Consider the following 18,287-nt stretch of genomic DNA (forward strand, 5'->3'; position numbering starts at 1 on the left):
GAAAGAGGAGATATCTGTAAAAAGTGCGGATGCTTAAATTCTTACCGGACTCTTAACGCTGTCTCACCATTTAGAACGATGCAGCTGCAGATTTAGCCAATTCCAGGCCGTTATTGATAATTTCTGCAGATTGCTGCGGATTCTGGTTGTGTCCTTCGATAATCACCTGAGTTGTTTCCTTGAAGCCCCAGAAGTTCAGCATACCTGCTACATAATTCACAGCCATTTCTGCAGTAGCAGCCGGACCTTCGGAATAAACGCCGCCTCTGGCATTCAGAATCACTGCTTTTTTGTCAGTCACGAGACCCACTGGACCTTCAGCGGTGTATTTGAAAGTAATGCCAGCTTGGCTCAGGTAGTCGATGTACGTATGCAGCACAGCTGGAACAGTCAAGTTCCACAATGGGAAGGCAAACACTACTTTATCTGCAGCCAGGAATTGATCAATATATTTTTTTACTACAGCAGCGCCGGCAGCTTCTTCAGGAGTAGCTTCATAGCCTTGACCAGCCTTGTACATCCCTGTAATCAATGTGTTATCGTAGTATGGAAGTTGTTCAGCGAACAAATCAAGCTCTGTAATTGTGTCCTGCGGATGAGTTTCCTTGTAGCTTGCCAGGAAAGCGTTATACAGTTGAACACTTACTGCTTGATCTGCTGGGCGGTTATTTGCTTTAATGAAAAGTACGTTTGACATTATGATTTCTCCTTAAGTTTCGTTTATTTATTAACTAACGTTAATATAGCATTTAATTATTTGTTTGTAAATATCCATAAGATAAAATTTTTTTATTCGACACCAAAGCGCTTTTCTTTGCACAGCTACCACATCTCCGGGCATGTTGAATGGTTTTGGGTTCTGCGACTCAATATATAGTAATTTTATTTTTTACAAGGTTTTTTTTGCATTTTGAGGCCGGGTTTAAGGAAACGGGGTCCCGGTTAAATAGGAGTTACAGGAGATCAGGAAGTGATTTCCTCTCAGATATAGCTGTAAAGGAATCCAAACAAAGGAGCGATTGACATGTCCATTGACCGTTTTATTATAAAAAAACTGGACAGCTGTCACGAAGAGCATACCCGGCGCAACCTAGTGAAGCTGTTCAAGCTGCGGATTCAGAAAGCCGAAAAACAAGAGAAAACCAATCTCCATCGGATCAGTTAGTCTCACGTTTCTCTCATAAGAAATACTGCCCAATATATTCAGCAGAGCATGTTCCTTGGATAAGGAATGTGCTCTTTTTCTTTGATGTATACAAAAAAAATCCCTCTATTAATAGAGGGATAATGCCAATGAATCATTTTCACTGTAACTGTGCAATATAGCTTCAGAGCCTTTAATTTCGATACTAATCAGAGAATTCAAACATTTCTGCAGGGCGCTTTTGCCCTTTTGAATTTTGAGTTCCAGCGTACTGTTAAGCAGTCGAAGTACTTTTTGGGTGGGCTGTTTGTTTTCTGTAGTGAAGTACACAGGTACAATCTTGTTCTGAAAACTGATGAGCATTCTCATTGAAATCACCTCGCTACAAGTATTTCATGTTATTGATCATACCCTTACTTTCTTAATTTTACCTTAAAATTAGCTTATGATAACATAAAGATTACAAGTTTTATAGCTTAAGCCTTTTCCGGGAAGGAAACATTGATGTGAATAACCATGATACGTTATATTTAGCGCATTTTCTGTTCCCTGATACATCGGGTGATAAAAGAGTTAAGGAGGTGCTGCAAAAGGGAGTCTTAGCGGACAGGATATGCCGTTTGGAATTTAGCGAAGGGGATTACGTACAGGATTTATGCCTGCTGGCCTACAAGGACAAAGTGCATTTATCCTATCTAAAAGACCCCGATGCCTTCAGCTATGAGCTCAAGACACCGGAAGAAATTAAACGAGCTTGCTATTATCTGATGAACTGCTTTCAACAGACAGCTGACATGGGTCAGGAAAACCCTGCGCTGTTGATGTCAAGACGCAAGTATGAGGAGCTGCAAAGACAAGCGGCCACCTGTACATTGTATTTTTTGTCTGAGCGATTGGCTGCAGAGACAGGTGATGTTGTCCATTCTCCCTTGTTGGCTAAGGCAATGAAAAATCCCACCGCCACCAGTGAGCTTAGGTTCTGCACACGGACAAAAGGTGGCTGGTCTTTTGAACGGGCTTCCTATCTTGAGGATATTGCCGATAGCTGGCTGATTCGGATCAGTTCCAGGGTTTCGGAGGACTGGCTGATTGCTGCACCGTTCACCAGACCACAGGTATGCTCTGCATTACATAAGTGGTTAGTTAGGCCATCACAAATATCTACTCCATAATGACAGTAGTATAGGGTGGAATTGTGAGTGTCGCCTGATCCAAACGGGCTGTGCCAGGAATAACTTTGATAATCTTCAGATACGGGTGTTTGCCGGTTCCCGGACGGATCGTGATGGACAACGATTCACCCGTCAGGTTATGGGCAACCAAGATTTGCTGTCCTGAAGTAATCCGCTCGTAAGCCATAACTCCTGCATTCCCAGAAGGATAATCACGGATGTCTCCGTCCCGCAGCGCCGGAATCTCACCCCGAATTGAAATGAGCTGCCGGTATCGTTCGAGCAATGAGTCGCTGCTATTCAGCTGACTTGCTACATTAACACCGGATTTATCATCGTTGTTGCTTCCCGGTTCCCAAGTGGTTTGTCCATTGGCCGGTTGGCCTGCTGTCCAGCGCATGGGTTCCCGGATACCTTCGTCCGGTTTGACACCAAGCATTCCAATCTCTTCACCATAGTATATAAAAGGATTGCCGGGCAGGGTCAGCAGCATTGACGCAGCCATTTTTGCATGCTGAGGCTGGTTCTGCAGCTGGCTCATTACTCTGTTCTGGTCATGGTTGGTCAGAAAGGTTGCGTCTGTGAAAGCATTACCCGAGAGCTGGGAATATAGTTTGTAGGTTCGTTCAAGTGTAAAGGCTACGCCGCTGTCTTTCTCTGTTTTGGCAGAATTTATCAAGGATTCAGCCAACCCGAAATTAAACCCTGAATTGAATGCATGATCCAGATAAGCTCCCACGGAAACTGCGGAATTCTCCCACACCTCACCCACGATATAGGCCTCAGGATTCACTTTACTCATGGACTGACGGAATTCCTGCCACCAGGCAACGTTTTTTGCCGTTGTAGCTGCACTTTTATCAGATAACAGATCCTCATATATGTGTTTTGCAGCATCCAGACGGAAACCGTCCACCCCTTGCTTCAGCCAAAACGTTCCGATATCTTTCATCTCGCTCCGGACTTGCGGATTATCGAAATTCAGATCCGGCATACCGTCCCAGAAGGTACCCATGTAATGGCTGCCTAAGAGAGGATGCCACGGATTGCCGCTGTCCGCCGCACTTGTTCCGCTTACAGGACGATGCTGGTCCTCCGCCCAAACATACCAATTCCGGTATTTTCCGTCCTTATTTTTGGCGGAGTCCACGAACCATGGATGCATTCTGGAGGTATGATTGACTACCAGATCCATAATGACCTTTATTCCACGCTTGTGCGCTTCTGTGAGCAGATTCTGCATATCCTCTATAGTTCCGTAATTTGGGTTGATGCTTCGGTAGTCTGTAACATCATAACCGTGATAGCTGGGGGATGGATTTATCGGCATCAGCCAGATGCCCCCGATTCCGAGATCGTCTTTTGTCGCAGGATTACCGTCATTGAGATAGTCAAGCTTCTCGGTGATTCCCTTAAGATCGCCAATACCGTCACCATCAGAGTCATAGAAGGAACGGACAAAAATTTCATAAAAAACCGTAGAGGGCTGTTCATCAACCGCCGCAGCGGAGGTAACGGATGAATGGGATGGGGAAGCTGGTGAAGCGGATAAGGAGCGGGGGGAAGCAGATGGCACATTCGAAGCTAAATTAGAGGGTGAGGTACCGGCTTCAGAGGCTCTGCCTCCTGAACATCCGGCAAGCAAAGCGGCAGAGAGGCCCGAGATGGCAACCACAGACAGAAAGCGCCGAGCATCGGCACGTTTACATAAATGAAACATGATAGGATTCCCCTTCCAAACGGATAACAACTTTAATATGTATTCAAGTAAGCGCTTTACTAATATATTAGTTTAAAAATCGTTCAAGGTAAAACGTTTGCACTCAATAAAAACGATTGAATAACTAGTAATCACTTGAATGTGAAGCAATTAAGCTGAACTATCTATGATTATCTCTTTATTTTCCCGGTTATCACAGTTTATGTAATGATTTTGAAGGATCATCGAAAACGAACACTTGAGTATACACAGCAAAATGCTTATAAAAACCGCTTGAATGTAGTGCAAACGTTGCACACTATGTCAGTTAACCATTCTTTAGGCAGGTGCATATGCTTAAGCAAGGGCGAAGACCCTGGAGGAAAGGGGAATGACGGATGAATATCAGGAAAAAAATTCCATTGTCGCTCATGATCATCACTTTATGTTTTTCTGTGCTCGCCGGATGTGGAGGAGACTCTGCTGAAGTGAAAGTTAAGGTCGGTGAAGTTACCCGTTCGGTATTTTATGCACCTGAATATGTGGCATTGTCGCAGAATTTTTTCAAAGATGAAGGGCTGGCGGTAGAGCTGCAGACGATTCCGGGCGGAGATAAAACCATGACTGCTCTGCTGTCCGGGGCTATTGATATAGCGCTCGTAGGATCTGAAACTTCAATATATGTCTTTCAGCAGGGAGCGAATGATCCTGTCATTAATTTCGCCCAATTGACACAGAGGGACGGCACATTCCTGTTCGCGCGTAAGCCGGATGCGGATTTCAAATGGGACAAATTGAAGGGGAGTACATTCCTGGGCCAAAGAAAAGGCGGAATGCCACAAATGGCAGGTGCATTTACGCTGATGCAGAAGGGAATTGATTCCGGGAAGGACCTCACCCTGATTCAAAATATTGATTTTGCTAATATTGCCGGGGCTTTCGCCTCAGGTACGGGAGATTATGTTCAGCTCTTTGAACCAACGGCCTCCATATTTGAGCGTGAGAAGCGTGGCGGGGTGGTAGCATCCTTTGGACTGGAAAGCGGCTATCTGCCTTATACGGTTTTTATGTCCAAACAAAGCTTTATCAGCAAAAACAGCGATACGGTACAGAAATACACGAACGCGATCCAGCGTGCCCAGCTTTGGGTGAAGGCGCACAGCCCGGAGGAAATTGCCGATGCGATCCTGCCTTACTTTGAAAAAACAGACCGGGATATTGTGATTTCTTCGGTCAAGCGCTACAAGGAACAGGATACTTACGCTGTGAATCCGGTCATCGACGATAAAGAATGGAATAATCTGCTGGACGTTATGGACAACGCCGGTGAATTGAAGGAGCGGGTTCCGGCAGCCAAGATCGTCAACAACAGTTTTGCCGAAAAAGCTGAAGCCAGCGTGAAGTGATTCGAGAATGCATCCGAAGTGAGTTTTGTACGAAGGAGATCAGAGTAGCTGATGCTAACAAAACTTAAAGTTAATGCTTCCGAAGCTAGTTTTGTACGAAGCAGATCAGAGTAGCTGATGCTAACAAAACTTTTAGGAGGGGTGATATGCTTCCCATTGTGCAGTTAAAGGAAGTGACGCATGCCTATTTGGGGGACCGCGAGGCGTCGCTTGCCATCGAGAACTTCAGTCTGAATGTGGAAGCGGGTGAATTTGTCAGTCTGGTCGGACCCAGCGGCTGCGGTAAAACCACGCTCCTGTCGATCATTGCCGGACTGCTTCAGCCTTCACGCGGGGAAGTGTCCGTGAGCGGACACACGGTCAACGGCCCTTCTCCTGAGGTGGGCTACATGCTGCAGCAGGATTACCTATTTCCCTGGCGGACCATTCTGGATAATGCCCTGCTGGGGCTGGAGCTGACCGGCAATCTCGATGAGAACTCAAGACGGAAAACCTTAGAACGGCTTGGTGAGATGGGGCTGGCCGGCAAAGAGCATTCCTACCCGGCTCAGCTGTCAGGAGGGATGCGCCAGCGGGTGGCACTGGTTAGGACCCTTGCTACGGACCCTGGGCTGCTGCTGCTGGATGAGCCCTTCTCCGCGCTGGATTACCAAATTAAGCTGCAGCTTGAGGATTTGGTCTCAGAGACTCTTCGTAACCGCGGAACAACGGCTATTCTGGTTACCCATGATCTGTCAGAGGCGATTGCTGTCAGCAGCCGGGTGGTCCTGCTTCAGCCGAATCCCGGAAAGATCCGCAAGATATTTATCGTGCCTGAAGCGATCAGGCGCACACCTCCGTTATATGCACGGGACTTGCCGGGGTTCGCGGAGCTTTTCCATGAGGTGTGGAAGGAAATGGAGCTTGCAGGGAGGGAAGACTCATGAAATCCGTTGAACAAATTGAATTAGCCGCCTCCCGTGCGTCATGGCTGGAAGAGAAGCATGCTCAGTATCAGAAGAAAAAACGGCGATGGCGCGCCCGGGTGACGGGTGTCCGCGGCAGTCTGCTCGTGCTGTTCTTTGTTCTTTGGGAAGCAGGGGCACGGCTGGGCTGGCTGGATGAGCTGCTGTTCAGCTACCCCACCAAGGTTTTCAGGCAGATTTGGAGTGATATGGTTAGCGGAAGCCTATGGCCGCATCTGGGCATGACGGTTGGCGAAACGGTTGTCGGCTTTGTGCTGGGGACACTTCTAGGCACACTTCTTGCCATCGTGATCTGGTGGTCGCCTTTTTTATCGGCAGTGCTTGATCCGTATATGGTTGTATTTAATAGTATGCCGAAGGTCGCGCTGGGGCCGATTTTTATCGTAATGTTCGGTGCAGGCTTTACGGCGATAGTGGTAACAACGTTGTCAATCACGGTAATAATTACAACACTTGTGGTGTATAACAGCTTTTGCAGCGTGGACCCGAATCTGGTGAAGGTGGCAAAGTCGTTTGGGGCCTCGCGGGTACAGATATTCAGCAAGGTGATCCTGCCGGCTTCCTTCCCCACGGTCGTATCCACGCTCAAGGTGAATGTGGGCATGTCTTGGGTAGGTGTCATTGTTGGCGAGTTTTTGGTGGCTAAATCCGGTCTTGGGTATCTGATTATCTACGGTTTTCAGGTGTTCAATTTCACACTTGTGATGTCCAGTCTGCTGATTATTGCCGCTGTGGCCACTGCCATGTATCAACTGGTGGTATATGTGGAGAAGCTGATTTTGTCACGACGGTGAAAAATATGTCATATTGTGCAGCTTCGCAAAATCTTGTACCATGTCTATATCTTCACTTGAAACTTATAGTTAACATAATAAGCTGGCGTTCCCGGGTAATGCATCGAATGATTCTAAACTGGAACTGCTTGACTTACAAGATCGCAAGGAGAGGTATTTTCATGGGATTTCGAGTTATCAAAACAGCGGCTGCTACACTGCTGTCGATCCTGCTGGCAGCCGCTGTGGGCATCCCGAATGCGCAAAGTGCGGGTCTGCTCGCGATTCTGGGTGTGGAAACGACACGCAAAAGAAGTCTGCGTACGATCACAGCGCGGTTTCTGGCATCGCTGGTGGGACTTTTTTTCGGCTGTATTTTGTTTTTCTTCCTGGGATTCCATTATTGGGTGCTCGGGATGTATGTACTCATCGGGTTCCCGATGATCGTAAAATCCGGCTACAAGGAGGGGATTGTTACCAGCTCTGTTATCGTATTCCGGGTATTTGGACAAGCTGAGTTGTCGGTACATGTACTGCTGCAGCAGATTGAGCTCTTGTTCATCGGCCTTGGATCTGCCGGATTGATTAATTTGATTTATATGCCTCAGACCGGAAGTGTCATTGCTGCCATCCGTAAAGAGGTGGACGGCTACTTCTCGGTTATTTTTACACAGATGGCTCGTACACTCCGTGACCCGGGATATCTCTGGGACGGTAAGGAACTGATCGGTGCGAATGAAGCGGTACAGCGGGGGCTGACAGCAGCCTCCAGAGAAATGGAGAACCATGTGATTCATCCGGATGAAGCCTGGAATGTTTACTTTTATATGCGCAAGGAACAGCTCGAATCGATTCAGAATATGATGCAGCTCCTCTCGCAGGTCTACCGGCAGTTGCCTCACGGGGACATGGTTGCAGATTTGTTCGATCAACTCAGCAATGATGTGTTGGCTGAAGAATATACGGGCCGGACCGAAAAACTGCTGGAAGTATTGGAGCAGGAATTTCAAAGAATGGATCTGCCGGAAACCCGTGAGGAATTCGAGGTCCGTTCAGCTATTCTGCAGTTATGCCGTGAGCTCTCACTGTATCTGAGTATCGCCAAAAGGTATAAAATGCCGGTTGATATCAAACCGGTGAAACGGCCTAGTTCAGCATAAAGCTGAAGGAAGAATTTAGGTATTCACATTTTGGTACGAAATAACGATAAAAGATATAGGAGCAAAATGCGTGTGCTTATTTAAGGCTGCGTTCAATAGGATTCAGAGCCAGGACATCATAGTATTACAAGCTGAATGGGGCGGCATATATTCCAAATTACAGCAGCTACTTCACATCTTGTGAATAATTCTGCACTGGCAGGTGAGGAAGATGAATAACAGCAACGAACAATATATAGGCAAACAGCTTATAGACAATCTATTTAATCACAACGGTGTCTTTGTATTACCTGCTATGACACTGCTGAGCTCGGAGCATATCCGGCTAATCACCCAGCATCGGATTATTCTCCAGCCGCATGATGTGATTCAGTTGGACAGTGAGGCTTTCTATCAGCTGGCAGTGGATGACTGTACAGAAGCTATGGAGAATATTTTTGAGCAGTTCCGCTATACCAAGAGCAAACGGCTTCCTATGCTGGAGCTAAGAAACGAGGTCATTCCTTTCATCCAGCAAGTCAGTGAGAAGAATGATTTTTTCGGGATATTGGCTGCACTGCAGTCTAAAGATGACTATACATACAGACATAATGTTGCTGTAGGCATATTATCCACACTTCTTGGGAAGTGGCTTAAGCTAAGCCCGGAAGACCTGGGCATGCTGACGATTGCCGCAACCCTTCATGATATCGGCAAAATCATGATTCCGGCCGAAATCCTTACCAAACCGGGGCCTCTAAATGAAGAGGAATTTACCATCATGAAAAAACATACTACGCTCGGCTACGAGATGATCAGAGATACGGTAGGAACGTCGCATATGCAGGCACTCGTGGCACTTCAGCACCACGAAAGAATGGACGGCAGCGGCTATCCGTTCGGGGTGCTGGGACACCGCATTACGGAATTCAGCAAAATCGTAGCCGTCACGGATATATTTCATGCCATGACTTCTGACCGTTATTACCGTTCAGCAGCACCTCTGTATGAAGTCCTTAAGCAAATGGAGGATAACTCATTCGGCAAGCTTGACCCTTATATTTGCAGTGTATTTATCAATAAGCTGATGCAGTCCATGATAGGCAACGACGCACTTCTAACAGACGGACAGATTGGTAAAATTATTATGATTCTGGCGCATGATCCGCTTCGTCCTTTGGTAAATATCGGTGAGGATTTCATTGATCTCAGCAAGCACAGAACCCTTGGAATTGTACGTGTCCTACCGCAATAGAATAGATGAAAAGGACCCCCGCAGAGTATTTGCGGGGTTTTTTTGCGAATTGGAGATATTCAGGAGGCTGCGGGTGAAAACGTATTTTTTCTTTTTTCTTGTGGCGGGAATTCGATTATGTACTCATATCCAGACAAATTTCACAATAAAATGAAGTATAACTCTTCCCGGGCAGCGGCTTGGAGGGCTTACCCAAATTTATTTCTACTCTAACAATCAACAAATGCCCAGAACGTGCATACACTTGATAGTGAATGATTGTATGGAGGAGGTTTAAAGATGTCATTAAGCCATAAACGTCAAACAAGGGAGATCATTACGAAGGCAATTTGCGGCAAAGGTCGTAAGTTCTCTACAGCAACCCATACCGTAACTCCGCCACACCATCCGACGAGTATTCTGGGGGCTTGGATTATCAACCACCAGTACGAAGCGGTTGCCGCCGGGAACGGAATCGAAGTAATTGGTACTTACGATGTGAACATCTGGTACTCGTATGACAAGAACAAGCAGACCGAGGTAGCCAAGGAAACGGTCTCCTATGTGGAACTTATTCCACTGTCATACCTGGATCCCAGACACCGTGCTTCCACGGTCGAGGTTTCTGCGGAGGCAACGCAGGAACCCAACTGTGTGGAAGCGGGCGTTTCTCCAGGAGGAGGAAGTGTGACGCTGCGTGTAGAACGGGAGTTCGAGGCGGAACTGGTGGCTGAGACCAAAGTCCGCGTGTTTGTCACCGATCAAAGCGACGATCCGGAAGACAAGGATTATGACTTTGACGGTGAAAGCTTCGATTATGAGGATCTGGACCCTGACGCCCTGGATGATGAGCTGTAAGGAAGAGGAGCGCCGCCGCCAACTGATTATCGAATGGGTTATGATCCATTATATGTAGTGAGGGCGGCGGCGAGAGGGCGAATGCCCTCCTTTTTTTATTTTATTTATCTGCGTGCAGCAGTTGCAATTTAAAGAGGGATGATGCTGCCTTATTACGGTAGTTTTCAGAAGGAGGCGGAGATATGAATGAAGGTCTTCGGGTCTACCAGAAATTATCTGCTGCCCAGCGGGAAGACAGGCTTCAACGCAGCGGCCTGGAAGCTTTGCTAACACAGGGCGGCAGTTCAGGCACTGGGGAGAATACATATGGAATGGCACCGGGAGAAAATCTTTACAGTCAGTACTATCGGGTCCTTGTATTCAATCTGACGGTTCTTGAAATTCGGCCGCTGGGGACGGGTGCAGCGATGAATCCAGCGTCATTACCTCCTGTAAAAGGTACAGTCACGGCCGGGAGACTGGGAACTTCCGGGATGGATGAAGGAAGGGCTCTGGAAGTTTTGGTAGCTGGAGAATGGCCCCGGAGCTTCTCCGGGGAGCGCGGTGGGGCAGTAGAGACTGAACCTAGACTATCAGCCTATCCTGCATCTTCCGGCCACCGGCGCGGTGCGGCGGGGAAAATAAGGGACACCGCGGTAAAGGCGTTGTACAGCCTTGGGCTAGATAGCGGTGAGCTGCTGCTGAAAGCCATGGGGGGCCGCCGCTACAGAGTAGATAAGGTGACTCCGCTTCCGGCAGCCGCCAGCGGGGCATTGCCGGAGCCCTACCGCGCAGCATCGCTGGCGCTGACGCGCTCCCTGGCTCTGGAGCAGCCCGGCCGTCCCGGGCTGCTGCTGGGCATGGACCCGGAGTTCCTCCTGCTCCGGGAATCCACGGGCCGCGTCGTGCCGGCGTCGCGGTACCTGCCCACGGACGGCGTCGCCGGCTGCGACGCCGGACCTCCGGGAACGCGGGGCACGTTCCCGGTCGCCGAGCTGCGTCCTGCGCCGCGCGGGGAACCGCGCGAGCTGCTGGCGCAGCTGATGTCCGCCGCGCGCACGGCGGACCGGCTCATCGCCGACCGCTCGCTGCGCTGGCGGGCGGGAGGCATGCCGCTGGCGGGCTGGGCCCTCGGCGGCCATTTGCACTTCAGCGGCGTGGCGCTGTGCGCGCCGCTCCTGCGCGCGCTCGACAACTATCTCGCGCTGCCGCTGATGCTCTTGGAGGACGCACGTGCAGCAGCACGGCGTCCCAGATACGGGGGGCTCGGCGATTTCCGGCTTCAGCCGCATGGCGGCTTTGAATACCGGACCCTGCCGAGCTTCCTGGTGTCCCCGGTCATCGCGAAGGGGGCGGTCTTCCTGGCTCACCTGATCGTGAGCCGCTATGAAGACCTTAGGCTACGCCCGCTCGACCGGGATGACCTGCACGCCGCCTACTACAGCGGCGACAAGTCCCCGCTGCGCGCTGTGTTCCCCCCGCTTGCAGCGCAGATTCGCGCCTTGCCTGGCTATGGGCAGGCCGCTCGCTATATAGAGCCTCTGTTCAGCAGTATTGCCGCTGAACAGACCTGGGATGAATCACGCGACATCCGCGGGCTTTGGTGCGGCAAAAAGCACCTGTGAACGCTCTGCAAGTGTTCACAGGTGCCCGACAATTTCTTGATTTCAGTGGTATCTGTCTTCTTCTTTCAATAGTCGTCTGTTGTTCTGCCATTTTAGCGTGACCCACCACAGGCTCTAGCTTTTATTAGATGTACAGCATCGTCCAAAACCCAATATCCTGAAAACCAAGTTTGTGATAGATCAGGCCGGCCTGCGGATTGTCGTAGAACAAGCAAGGCGTTTTGCCTTCTGTCTTCATGTCGGTACATAAACGGGCCACCACCTGGCTGGCTAATCCTTGTCCTCTGAATGCGGGGTGGGTGGCAACGGCCACGATCATCGCTGACATGGAGCTTTCCGCTGAGGTGGAGGCCGTAGCAATCACCTGGCCATTCTGTTCGATATAATAGGTCCGGCCTGTGCCGGTCTCCAGTGTTTTTCGCAGACTTTTGCGCGAATCGTCCGGGTTACTTATGAATTCCTCAATTTGATCCGTAAGCGAACAGATCGCTTCCACATCGGAAACGGTTGCCTTCTGGATAACATGTGCTGATGCTGCGGCTGTATGTACTGTACTGCTGAGCTTGCGGAGTTCGGCGAACCTCATTTGCTTCTCCGTCCGGATGCTCAAATGTTCGGCAACAGCCCTAACCACCTTCGCAGAACCTGATACCATCTCGAATTTTTGACTCCTCTTCATCAGCGCTGCAAATCCCGCGGCATCGAAGGGGCCGTCCGCATAGGGCAGAAAACTGCCGAAAAACCTCAGCAACACGGCGTTAAGCCGGCCATCATTTTCTCTGAACTCACCCCAGAGCTCCATGAAATCCTGTTCAAACCCAAAGTTCTCTACATCTCCAATAATAAACAAATTGATTGCGGGATCGTTGCTTAGCAGCGACATCAACGGCTCCCGGTCGGCCTCACCCAGTTTACGGATCATGCTGATTCCCTCCTCGGATCTATCTATGAAATGTTAAAACGCTTAGAAGTTGAACTCTGGATTATTATTATGGCTTTTGTCCATTTTTGTTTTTTTAAGTTCATCTTCTATAGTGATTTTACTGCATCAGGACTTAAAAGCACACCATTCCAAGCCTTGTGGCCCAAGGATTCCTTTGTTTTCACTGTGGATTACAGCCTGCGGTGCAGATGGAATTTCAGCTCAGGAGCAGAGGCCACAGGTGTAACGAACATGCACAGGGTGACTTTGCCGGGCAAGTTTCTGCTATAATAGAGAACAGTATGATGCAGGTATGGAGGTTGAAGATGGCAAATTATACGCCGATGATACAGCAGTATTTAAAAGTAAAGGAAGGAGCCAAGGACGCTTTCCTTTTCTTCCGTCTGGGCGATTTCTACGAAATGTTCTTTGAGGATGCGATACTGGCCTCCAAGGAGCTTGAGATTACATTAACGGGCCGCGAAGGCGGAGGCGAAGAGCGCATTCCCATGTGCGGAGTGCCTTATCATGCCGCCGAAGGTTACATACAGCGCCTGATTGAAAAAGGCTACAAGGTTGCCATCTGCGAGCAATTGGACGATCCCGCAGTCACCAAGGGGATGGTTCGTCGTGACATCGTCCGCGTAGTGACACCGGGCACGGTAATGGATGGCAAGATCATCTCCGACAAAAATAACAATTACCTCGTCTGTGTAACCGAGGAGGACGGGATGATGGCGCTGGCTGCCTGTGATTTGACCACGGGTGAGCTGTATGTCACTTCCGTGCTCGCGGGTGATGAATGGCTGAGGGATGAGATCGGAATCTATGAACCTGCCGAGATTATCGGGGATGCAGCGCTGCTGGACATGCTGCGGAGTGAGGCCTCGCTGCTGGCAAAACCGGTCGTATATACGCCTTGGGAGAAACGCGAAGAGGAGCTGGCGCGCCGTCAGTTCGGCGAAGCCGCCTGGGTGCGCCTGGAGAAGGAGCGCGGCCAGTGCCTTGCGCTGTTGATCTCTTACCTGAGCGAAACCCAGCGGCGTTCTCTGGGCCAGCTGAGCCAGATTTCACCGTACGAGCCGGGTAATTATATGATTCTGGATCCGTTCACCCGGCGCAACCTGGAACTGACCGAAACGGTGCGTGAGCGTTCCAAAAAAGGCTCGCTGCTGTGGCTTCTCGACCGGACCGAAACTTCCATGGGCGCCCGTCTGCTACGCCGCAGAATAGATAAGCCGCTGCTCCAGCGTGCCCCGATTGAGCGCCGGCTGGAGGCAGTCGATTATTTGTACAACCAGTTTATCGTCCGAGAGGATTTGCGCGGAGCGCTGAAAGAGATCTATGATCTGGAACGGCTGGTTGGACGGATCGCCTTTGGCAGCGCCAACGGCCGGGATATGAATGCGCTGAAACTATCGCTCGCCCAGATTCCCGCGCTGAAGGAAATGTGCCTGGATTCCGGTTCGGCAACTCTGCAGGAGATCGGAGCCAGTATGGATGAATGCGCGGAGCTTCGTGAGGATATCGAATCAGCCATCGTTGAAGATGCGCCAGTATCGGTGCGTGATGGCGGAATGATCCGAACAGGCTACCATGAGCGTCTGGATGAGCTGAGGGAAGCGAGCAGCAGCGGCAAACGCTGGATTGCAGAGCTGGAAGCCAAAGAACGCCTGGCCACGGGCATCAAATCCCTAAAGATCGGATATAACAAAATATTCGGCTATTATATTGAAATTACGCGCTCCAATCTTTCCTCTTTACCGGAAGGCCGGTATGAACGCAAGCAGACGCTGGCAAATGCAGAGCGTTTTGTTACACCTGAACTGAAGGAGAAAGAGGCTCTGATCCTGGAGGCACAGGACAAAATGACTGATCTGGAATACAGTCTGTTCATCGAACTTCGCGACCGGATCGGGGCGCAGATTCCCCGCCTTCAGGCACTAGCCGAGAAGGTGGCTGAAATTGATGTCTACCAATGCCTGGCAGCGGTCAGTGCCGAGCACCGTTTTGTGAAGCCAAAGCTCTCCGACGGTTATGATCTGCGGCTGGAAGGCGGACGCCATCCGGTAGTAGAGGCGGTGTTGAAGGATTCGGCGTTTATTGCCAACGGCAGCACTTTAAGCAAGGCAGAAGGAAATATCCTGCTGATCACCGGCCCGAACATGGCGGGTAAAAGCACCTATATGCGCCAGGTCGCCCTCATCTGCATCCTGGCCCAGATCGGCTGCTTTGTGCCAGCCGGCAGTGCTGAGGTACCGCTTATTGACCGCATCTTTACGCGTATCGGTGCAGCGGATGACCTGATCGGCGGCCAGAGCACCTTTATGGTGGAGATGGCTGATATCCAGGTGATGACGGAAAAAGCAACATCGCGCAGCCTAATCATCATAGACGAGCTGGGCCGTGGCACTTCGACCAGTGAGGGGATGGCGATTGCCCAGGCGGTCATCGAATATGTGCATGATACCATTGCCTGCAAGGCCTTGGTCTCCACGCATTTCCATGAGCTGTCCCATCTGGAGCAGAGCCTCTCAGGGCTCCGCAACTATTCAATGGCCGTACAGGAAAGCGGCGATAAAGTGAATTTCCTGCGCAAGCTCGTACCGGGAGCGGCGGACAGCAGCTACGGGATATATTGTGCACGGCTGGCAGGACTTCCGGAAGGCATTATCGACCGCGCCTACGGCCTTCTTCAGAACATTGAACAGGCCGCCCCTCCGGGAAGTGTTTCGCTGAATTATGGCTCAGGCTATAATGAACATACCGTGCAGGGTATTCAGGAAAACAAGGTCCTACCTCTGCAGCCAAATGCTGAAGGAGGTCCATCCACGGCTGGGCAAGCCTATTCTTCAGCGCGCAGCGGCAGTGTTCATTCTGGTGGCGGTACTATCGAAGCTTCAACAACGGCGGCTCAGCTTGAAACGGCCGTCTCACTTGCTTCTTCCGCAGGTGAAGAGGACAATGAAGTTGTACAGCTCTCTATCTTTGGAGAAGAAGAACCGCGCAAGAACCGCAAAGGCGGGGCTGCAGTGGCGACCGTAAAAGAGAATCCGCTGCTTAAGGAGCTGATCTCCGCCGTTCAGGGGGCTGACCTGATGAATATGACGCCGCTACAGGCAATGGGCCTGTTGAACGAGTTGAAGATCAAAGCCAAAGAGCTGACCCTATAAGTATCATTGTAGCTCTATTTCAAGGGCCGTTTATTTGTTAATTAAGTAATGTAATATATCTATAAAAAGCCTATTCGCGAGGTGAAATGAACATGGCCAAGATTCATGTGCTTGACGAGCATATTGCCAACCAGATCGCTGCCGGGGAAGTGGTCGAACGGCCCGCTTCGGTAGTAAAGGAGCTTGTGGAGAACGCCATCGACGCCGGAAGCACCCGCATAGAAGTGTCGGTGGAGGAGGGCGGACTACAGAGCATCCGGGTGAAGGATAACGGCTCAGGGATTGATCCCGAGGATTGTGAGACTGCCTTCTACCGTCATGCGACAAGTAAGATCCTGAACGGCAGGGATTTGTTTCAAATCACCAGTCTGGGATTCCGCGGGGAAGCTCTGCCCAGTATTGCTTCTGTGTCCAAGCTGTCTTTGCTTACATCAAGCAATGAGGATGGAAAGGGCAGAGCGCTCAATATCGAAGGCGGCAAGCTGATCCGGAATGAGGATGAGCCCTCCGGCAAGGGCAGCGATCTTGCGGTAAGGGAATTATTTTACAATACTCCGGCAAGGCTGAAATATATGAAAAGCGTACAGACGGAGCTGGGCCATATTTCAGACGCGATGTACCGCACGGCACTGGCGCATCCGTCCATCTCCTTCACCCTTCATCACAACGGCAATCAACTGCTGCATACGCTTGGCAACGGGGATCAGCTGCAGGTTATTGCTGCTGTATACGGCACCTCCGCTGCCAAAGCAATGCTGCCGGTTGCTGCGGAAGATCCGGATTACCGGCTCTCCGGTTATGTCAGCCGGCCGGAGTGGACGCGCTCCAACCGCAATGCGGTCACTACCATTGTTGGCGGGCGGTATATCCGCAGCAATGGCCTGAATGCAGCCATTATGCGGGCCTATCATACACTCCTGCCGATCAACCGCTACCCTCTCTTAGTACTGCAGCTTGAGATGCACCCTTCGCTTGTGGACGTCAACGTGCATCCGGCAAAGCTGGAGGTCCGATTCAGTAAAGAAGTGGAGCTCTACGCTTTTGTTGAGCAGGAAATACGTAAGGTATTGCTTGGTCAGAGCCTGATCCCCCGGCCCGGTAGAGAAATGATCGGTTCCAAGGGTAGCAGTTCCTTTATTCAAGAGCAATTTGCTTTTTCGAAGGGAGCTGTTCCGCCACCTCAGGATGGTACAGGCAGCCGCATCGACCAGGACATGGTTAATCCACGCAGCGGTCCTGCTGCTGCAATCGGTACTATAGAATCTGCCCAAGGAGAGCGGCATGGTGGTTCGTCAAGCAGCGAAGGACCGTTAAGCGGCCTCCAGTCCCAGGTTCCCCAGGTCCGTGAGAGCAGCGGCGGCAGCGATGCTCCACTGTTCGGAGGAGCTGCTGGCGGAAGAGAATCACGCTACAGCAATACCTCAGGAACGGGTTTCCAGACACGGGAAACAGCGACAGCCTATAGTGGCGCCAGCACTCCGCCATCCGTTACGCGTTCGAATGAAGGTGCCGGGGGCTACCGCCAGTTCCCGATGTCGAATGCCACTCGGGGCCAGATGCCCTCCACAGAAGAACTCTATGCTCCGCCCTCCAGTGAAGAGGCTGGTCTTCCGCAGTTTCCGGAGCTGAACTATATCGGCCAGCATCATGGAACCTATATTATTGCCCAGAATGACAGTGGGCTGTATCTGATTGATCAGCATGCTGCGCATGAACGGGTGAATTACGAATATTATTATGAGAAATTCGGACGTCCCGAAGACGCTTCACAGGAGCTGCTGCTGCCCATTACATTGGAGTTCACACCATCCGAGAGCCGGCAGCTCAGTGAGCGGCTGCACTGGTTCCAGCAGGCCGGAGTGTATCTGGAACACTTTGGAGGCCAGACCTTTCTGGTCCGCTCCCTTCCATATTGGTTCCCGGAAGGGGATGAGAAAGCGGTCATCGAAGAAATGGCGGAGTGGGTGCTGAGCGAGCGTACCATTGACCTTGCGAAACTTCGTGAGAAATCATCGATTCTCTGCTCCTGCAAGGCCTCTATCAAAGCTAACCAGAAGCTGACAGAGCATGAAGTGGAATCGCTTCTCTCACGTCTGGCTGCTTGCCGTCAGCCCTATACCTGCCCGCATGGGCGGCCGATTGTGGTATCCTTTTCCTCGTATGATTTAGAGAAGCTGTTCAAACGAGTGATGTAATTG

Annotated in this window: 15 protein-coding genes; 11 read left to right on the top strand and 4 right to left on the bottom strand. The window is 50.5% G+C overall.

What is annotated here, in order from left to right; translation table 11 throughout:
- Window positions 1-70 precede the first annotated feature (70 nt).
- On the bottom strand, window positions 71-697 hold the full coding sequence (locus A3844_RS08310; RefSeq protein WP_074086217.1) for an FMN-dependent NADH-azoreductase: 627 nt from the start codon (window positions 695-697) through the stop codon (window positions 71-73).
- Window positions 698-1,024: 327 nt separating this feature from the next.
- Here A3844_RS08310 and A3844_RS32740 point away from each other — a divergent pair, with 327 nt between their 5' ends.
- On the top strand, window positions 1,025-1,165 hold the full coding sequence (locus A3844_RS32740; protein WP_167374650.1) for a hypothetical protein: 141 nt from the start codon (window positions 1,025-1,027) through the stop codon (window positions 1,163-1,165).
- Between the two features lie 108 nt (window positions 1,166-1,273).
- Here A3844_RS32740 and A3844_RS33400 read toward each other — a convergent pair whose 3' ends face one another.
- Window positions 1,274-1,513: a hypothetical protein gene (locus A3844_RS33400; RefSeq protein WP_074086218.1), complete on the bottom strand. Its 240-nt coding sequence runs from the start codon at window positions 1,511-1,513 to the stop codon at window positions 1,274-1,276.
- A gap of 251 nt (window positions 1,514-1,764) precedes the next feature.
- On the opposite strand from A3844_RS33400, the gene A3844_RS08320 reads away from it, so the two are divergent.
- Window positions 1,765-2,316 (top strand): hypothetical protein, encoded by a 552-nt coding sequence (locus tag A3844_RS08320; RefSeq protein ID WP_143192042.1) that lies wholly within the window; start codon window positions 1,765-1,767, stop codon window positions 2,314-2,316.
- Here the strand turns inward: A3844_RS08320 and A3844_RS08325 are convergent.
- Window positions 2,306-4,036, bottom strand: a complete 1,731-nt coding sequence (locus tag A3844_RS08325) for an alpha-amylase family glycosyl hydrolase (RefSeq protein WP_074107145.1) — start codon at window positions 4,034-4,036, stop codon at window positions 2,306-2,308. The genes A3844_RS08320 and A3844_RS08325 overlap by 11 nt on opposite strands.
- Window positions 4,037-4,413: 377 nt before the next feature.
- Here A3844_RS08325 and A3844_RS08330 point away from each other — a divergent pair, with 377 nt between their 5' ends.
- The 7 genes from A3844_RS08330 to A3844_RS08360 all read left to right on the top strand — a co-directional run bounded on the left by A3844_RS08330 (window position 4,414) and on the right by A3844_RS08360 (window position 11,994).
- Window positions 4,414-5,421: an ABC transporter substrate-binding protein gene (locus A3844_RS08330; protein WP_074107146.1), complete on the top strand. Its 1,008-nt coding sequence runs from the start codon at window positions 4,414-4,416 to the stop codon at window positions 5,419-5,421.
- 146 nt (window positions 5,422-5,567) lie between these two features.
- Entirely contained in the window at window positions 5,568-6,347 is a 780-nt protein-coding gene (locus A3844_RS08335; protein WP_074107147.1) for an ABC transporter ATP-binding protein, read from the top strand.
- Entirely contained in the window at window positions 6,344-7,180 is an 837-nt protein-coding gene (locus A3844_RS08340; RefSeq protein ID WP_074086223.1) for an ABC transporter permease, read from the top strand. Before A3844_RS08335 ends, A3844_RS08340 begins: the two co-directional genes overlap by 4 nt.
- Before the next feature lie 161 nt (window positions 7,181-7,341).
- Window positions 7,342-8,319, top strand: coding sequence for an aromatic acid exporter family protein (locus A3844_RS08345; RefSeq protein ID WP_074086224.1), 978 nt, complete (start codon window positions 7,342-7,344; stop codon window positions 8,317-8,319).
- A 211-nt stretch (window positions 8,320-8,530) separates the two neighbouring features.
- Window positions 8,531-9,553, top strand: a complete 1,023-nt coding sequence (locus A3844_RS08350) for an HD-GYP domain-containing protein (RefSeq protein WP_074086225.1) — start codon at window positions 8,531-8,533, stop codon at window positions 9,551-9,553.
- 279 nt (window positions 9,554-9,832) lie between these two features.
- Window positions 9,833-10,390, top strand: a complete 558-nt coding sequence (locus tag A3844_RS08355) for an outer spore coat protein CotE (protein WP_074086226.1) — start codon at window positions 9,833-9,835, stop codon at window positions 10,388-10,390.
- Between the two features lie 182 nt (window positions 10,391-10,572).
- A complete protein-coding gene (locus A3844_RS08360; RefSeq protein ID WP_074107148.1) occupies window positions 10,573-11,994 on the top strand; it encodes a putative amidoligase domain-containing protein in 1,422 nt (473 codons plus the stop codon).
- A gap of 124 nt (window positions 11,995-12,118) precedes the next feature.
- Here the strand turns inward: A3844_RS08360 and A3844_RS08365 are convergent, their stop codons facing one another.
- Window positions 12,119-12,916, bottom strand: a complete 798-nt coding sequence (locus A3844_RS08365; protein WP_074086228.1) for a GNAT family N-acetyltransferase — start codon at window positions 12,914-12,916, stop codon at window positions 12,119-12,121.
- A 326-nt stretch (window positions 12,917-13,242) separates the two neighbouring features.
- Here A3844_RS08365 and mutS point away from each other — a divergent pair, with 326 nt between their 5' ends.
- Window positions 13,243-16,089, top strand: coding sequence for a DNA mismatch repair protein MutS (gene mutS, locus A3844_RS08370; protein ID WP_074107149.1), 2,847 nt, complete (start codon window positions 13,243-13,245; stop codon window positions 16,087-16,089).
- A 92-nt stretch (window positions 16,090-16,181) separates the two neighbouring features.
- Window positions 16,182-18,284: a DNA mismatch repair endonuclease MutL gene (gene mutL, locus A3844_RS08375; protein ID WP_074107150.1), complete on the top strand. Its 2,103-nt coding sequence runs from the start codon at window positions 16,182-16,184 to the stop codon at window positions 18,282-18,284.
- Window positions 18,285-18,287 lie beyond the last annotated feature (3 nt).

This window comes from Paenibacillus helianthi, from assembly GCF_001909055.1.
Classification (GTDB): Bacteria; Bacillota; Bacilli; order Paenibacillales; family Paenibacillaceae; genus Paenibacillus_AQ; species Paenibacillus_AQ helianthi.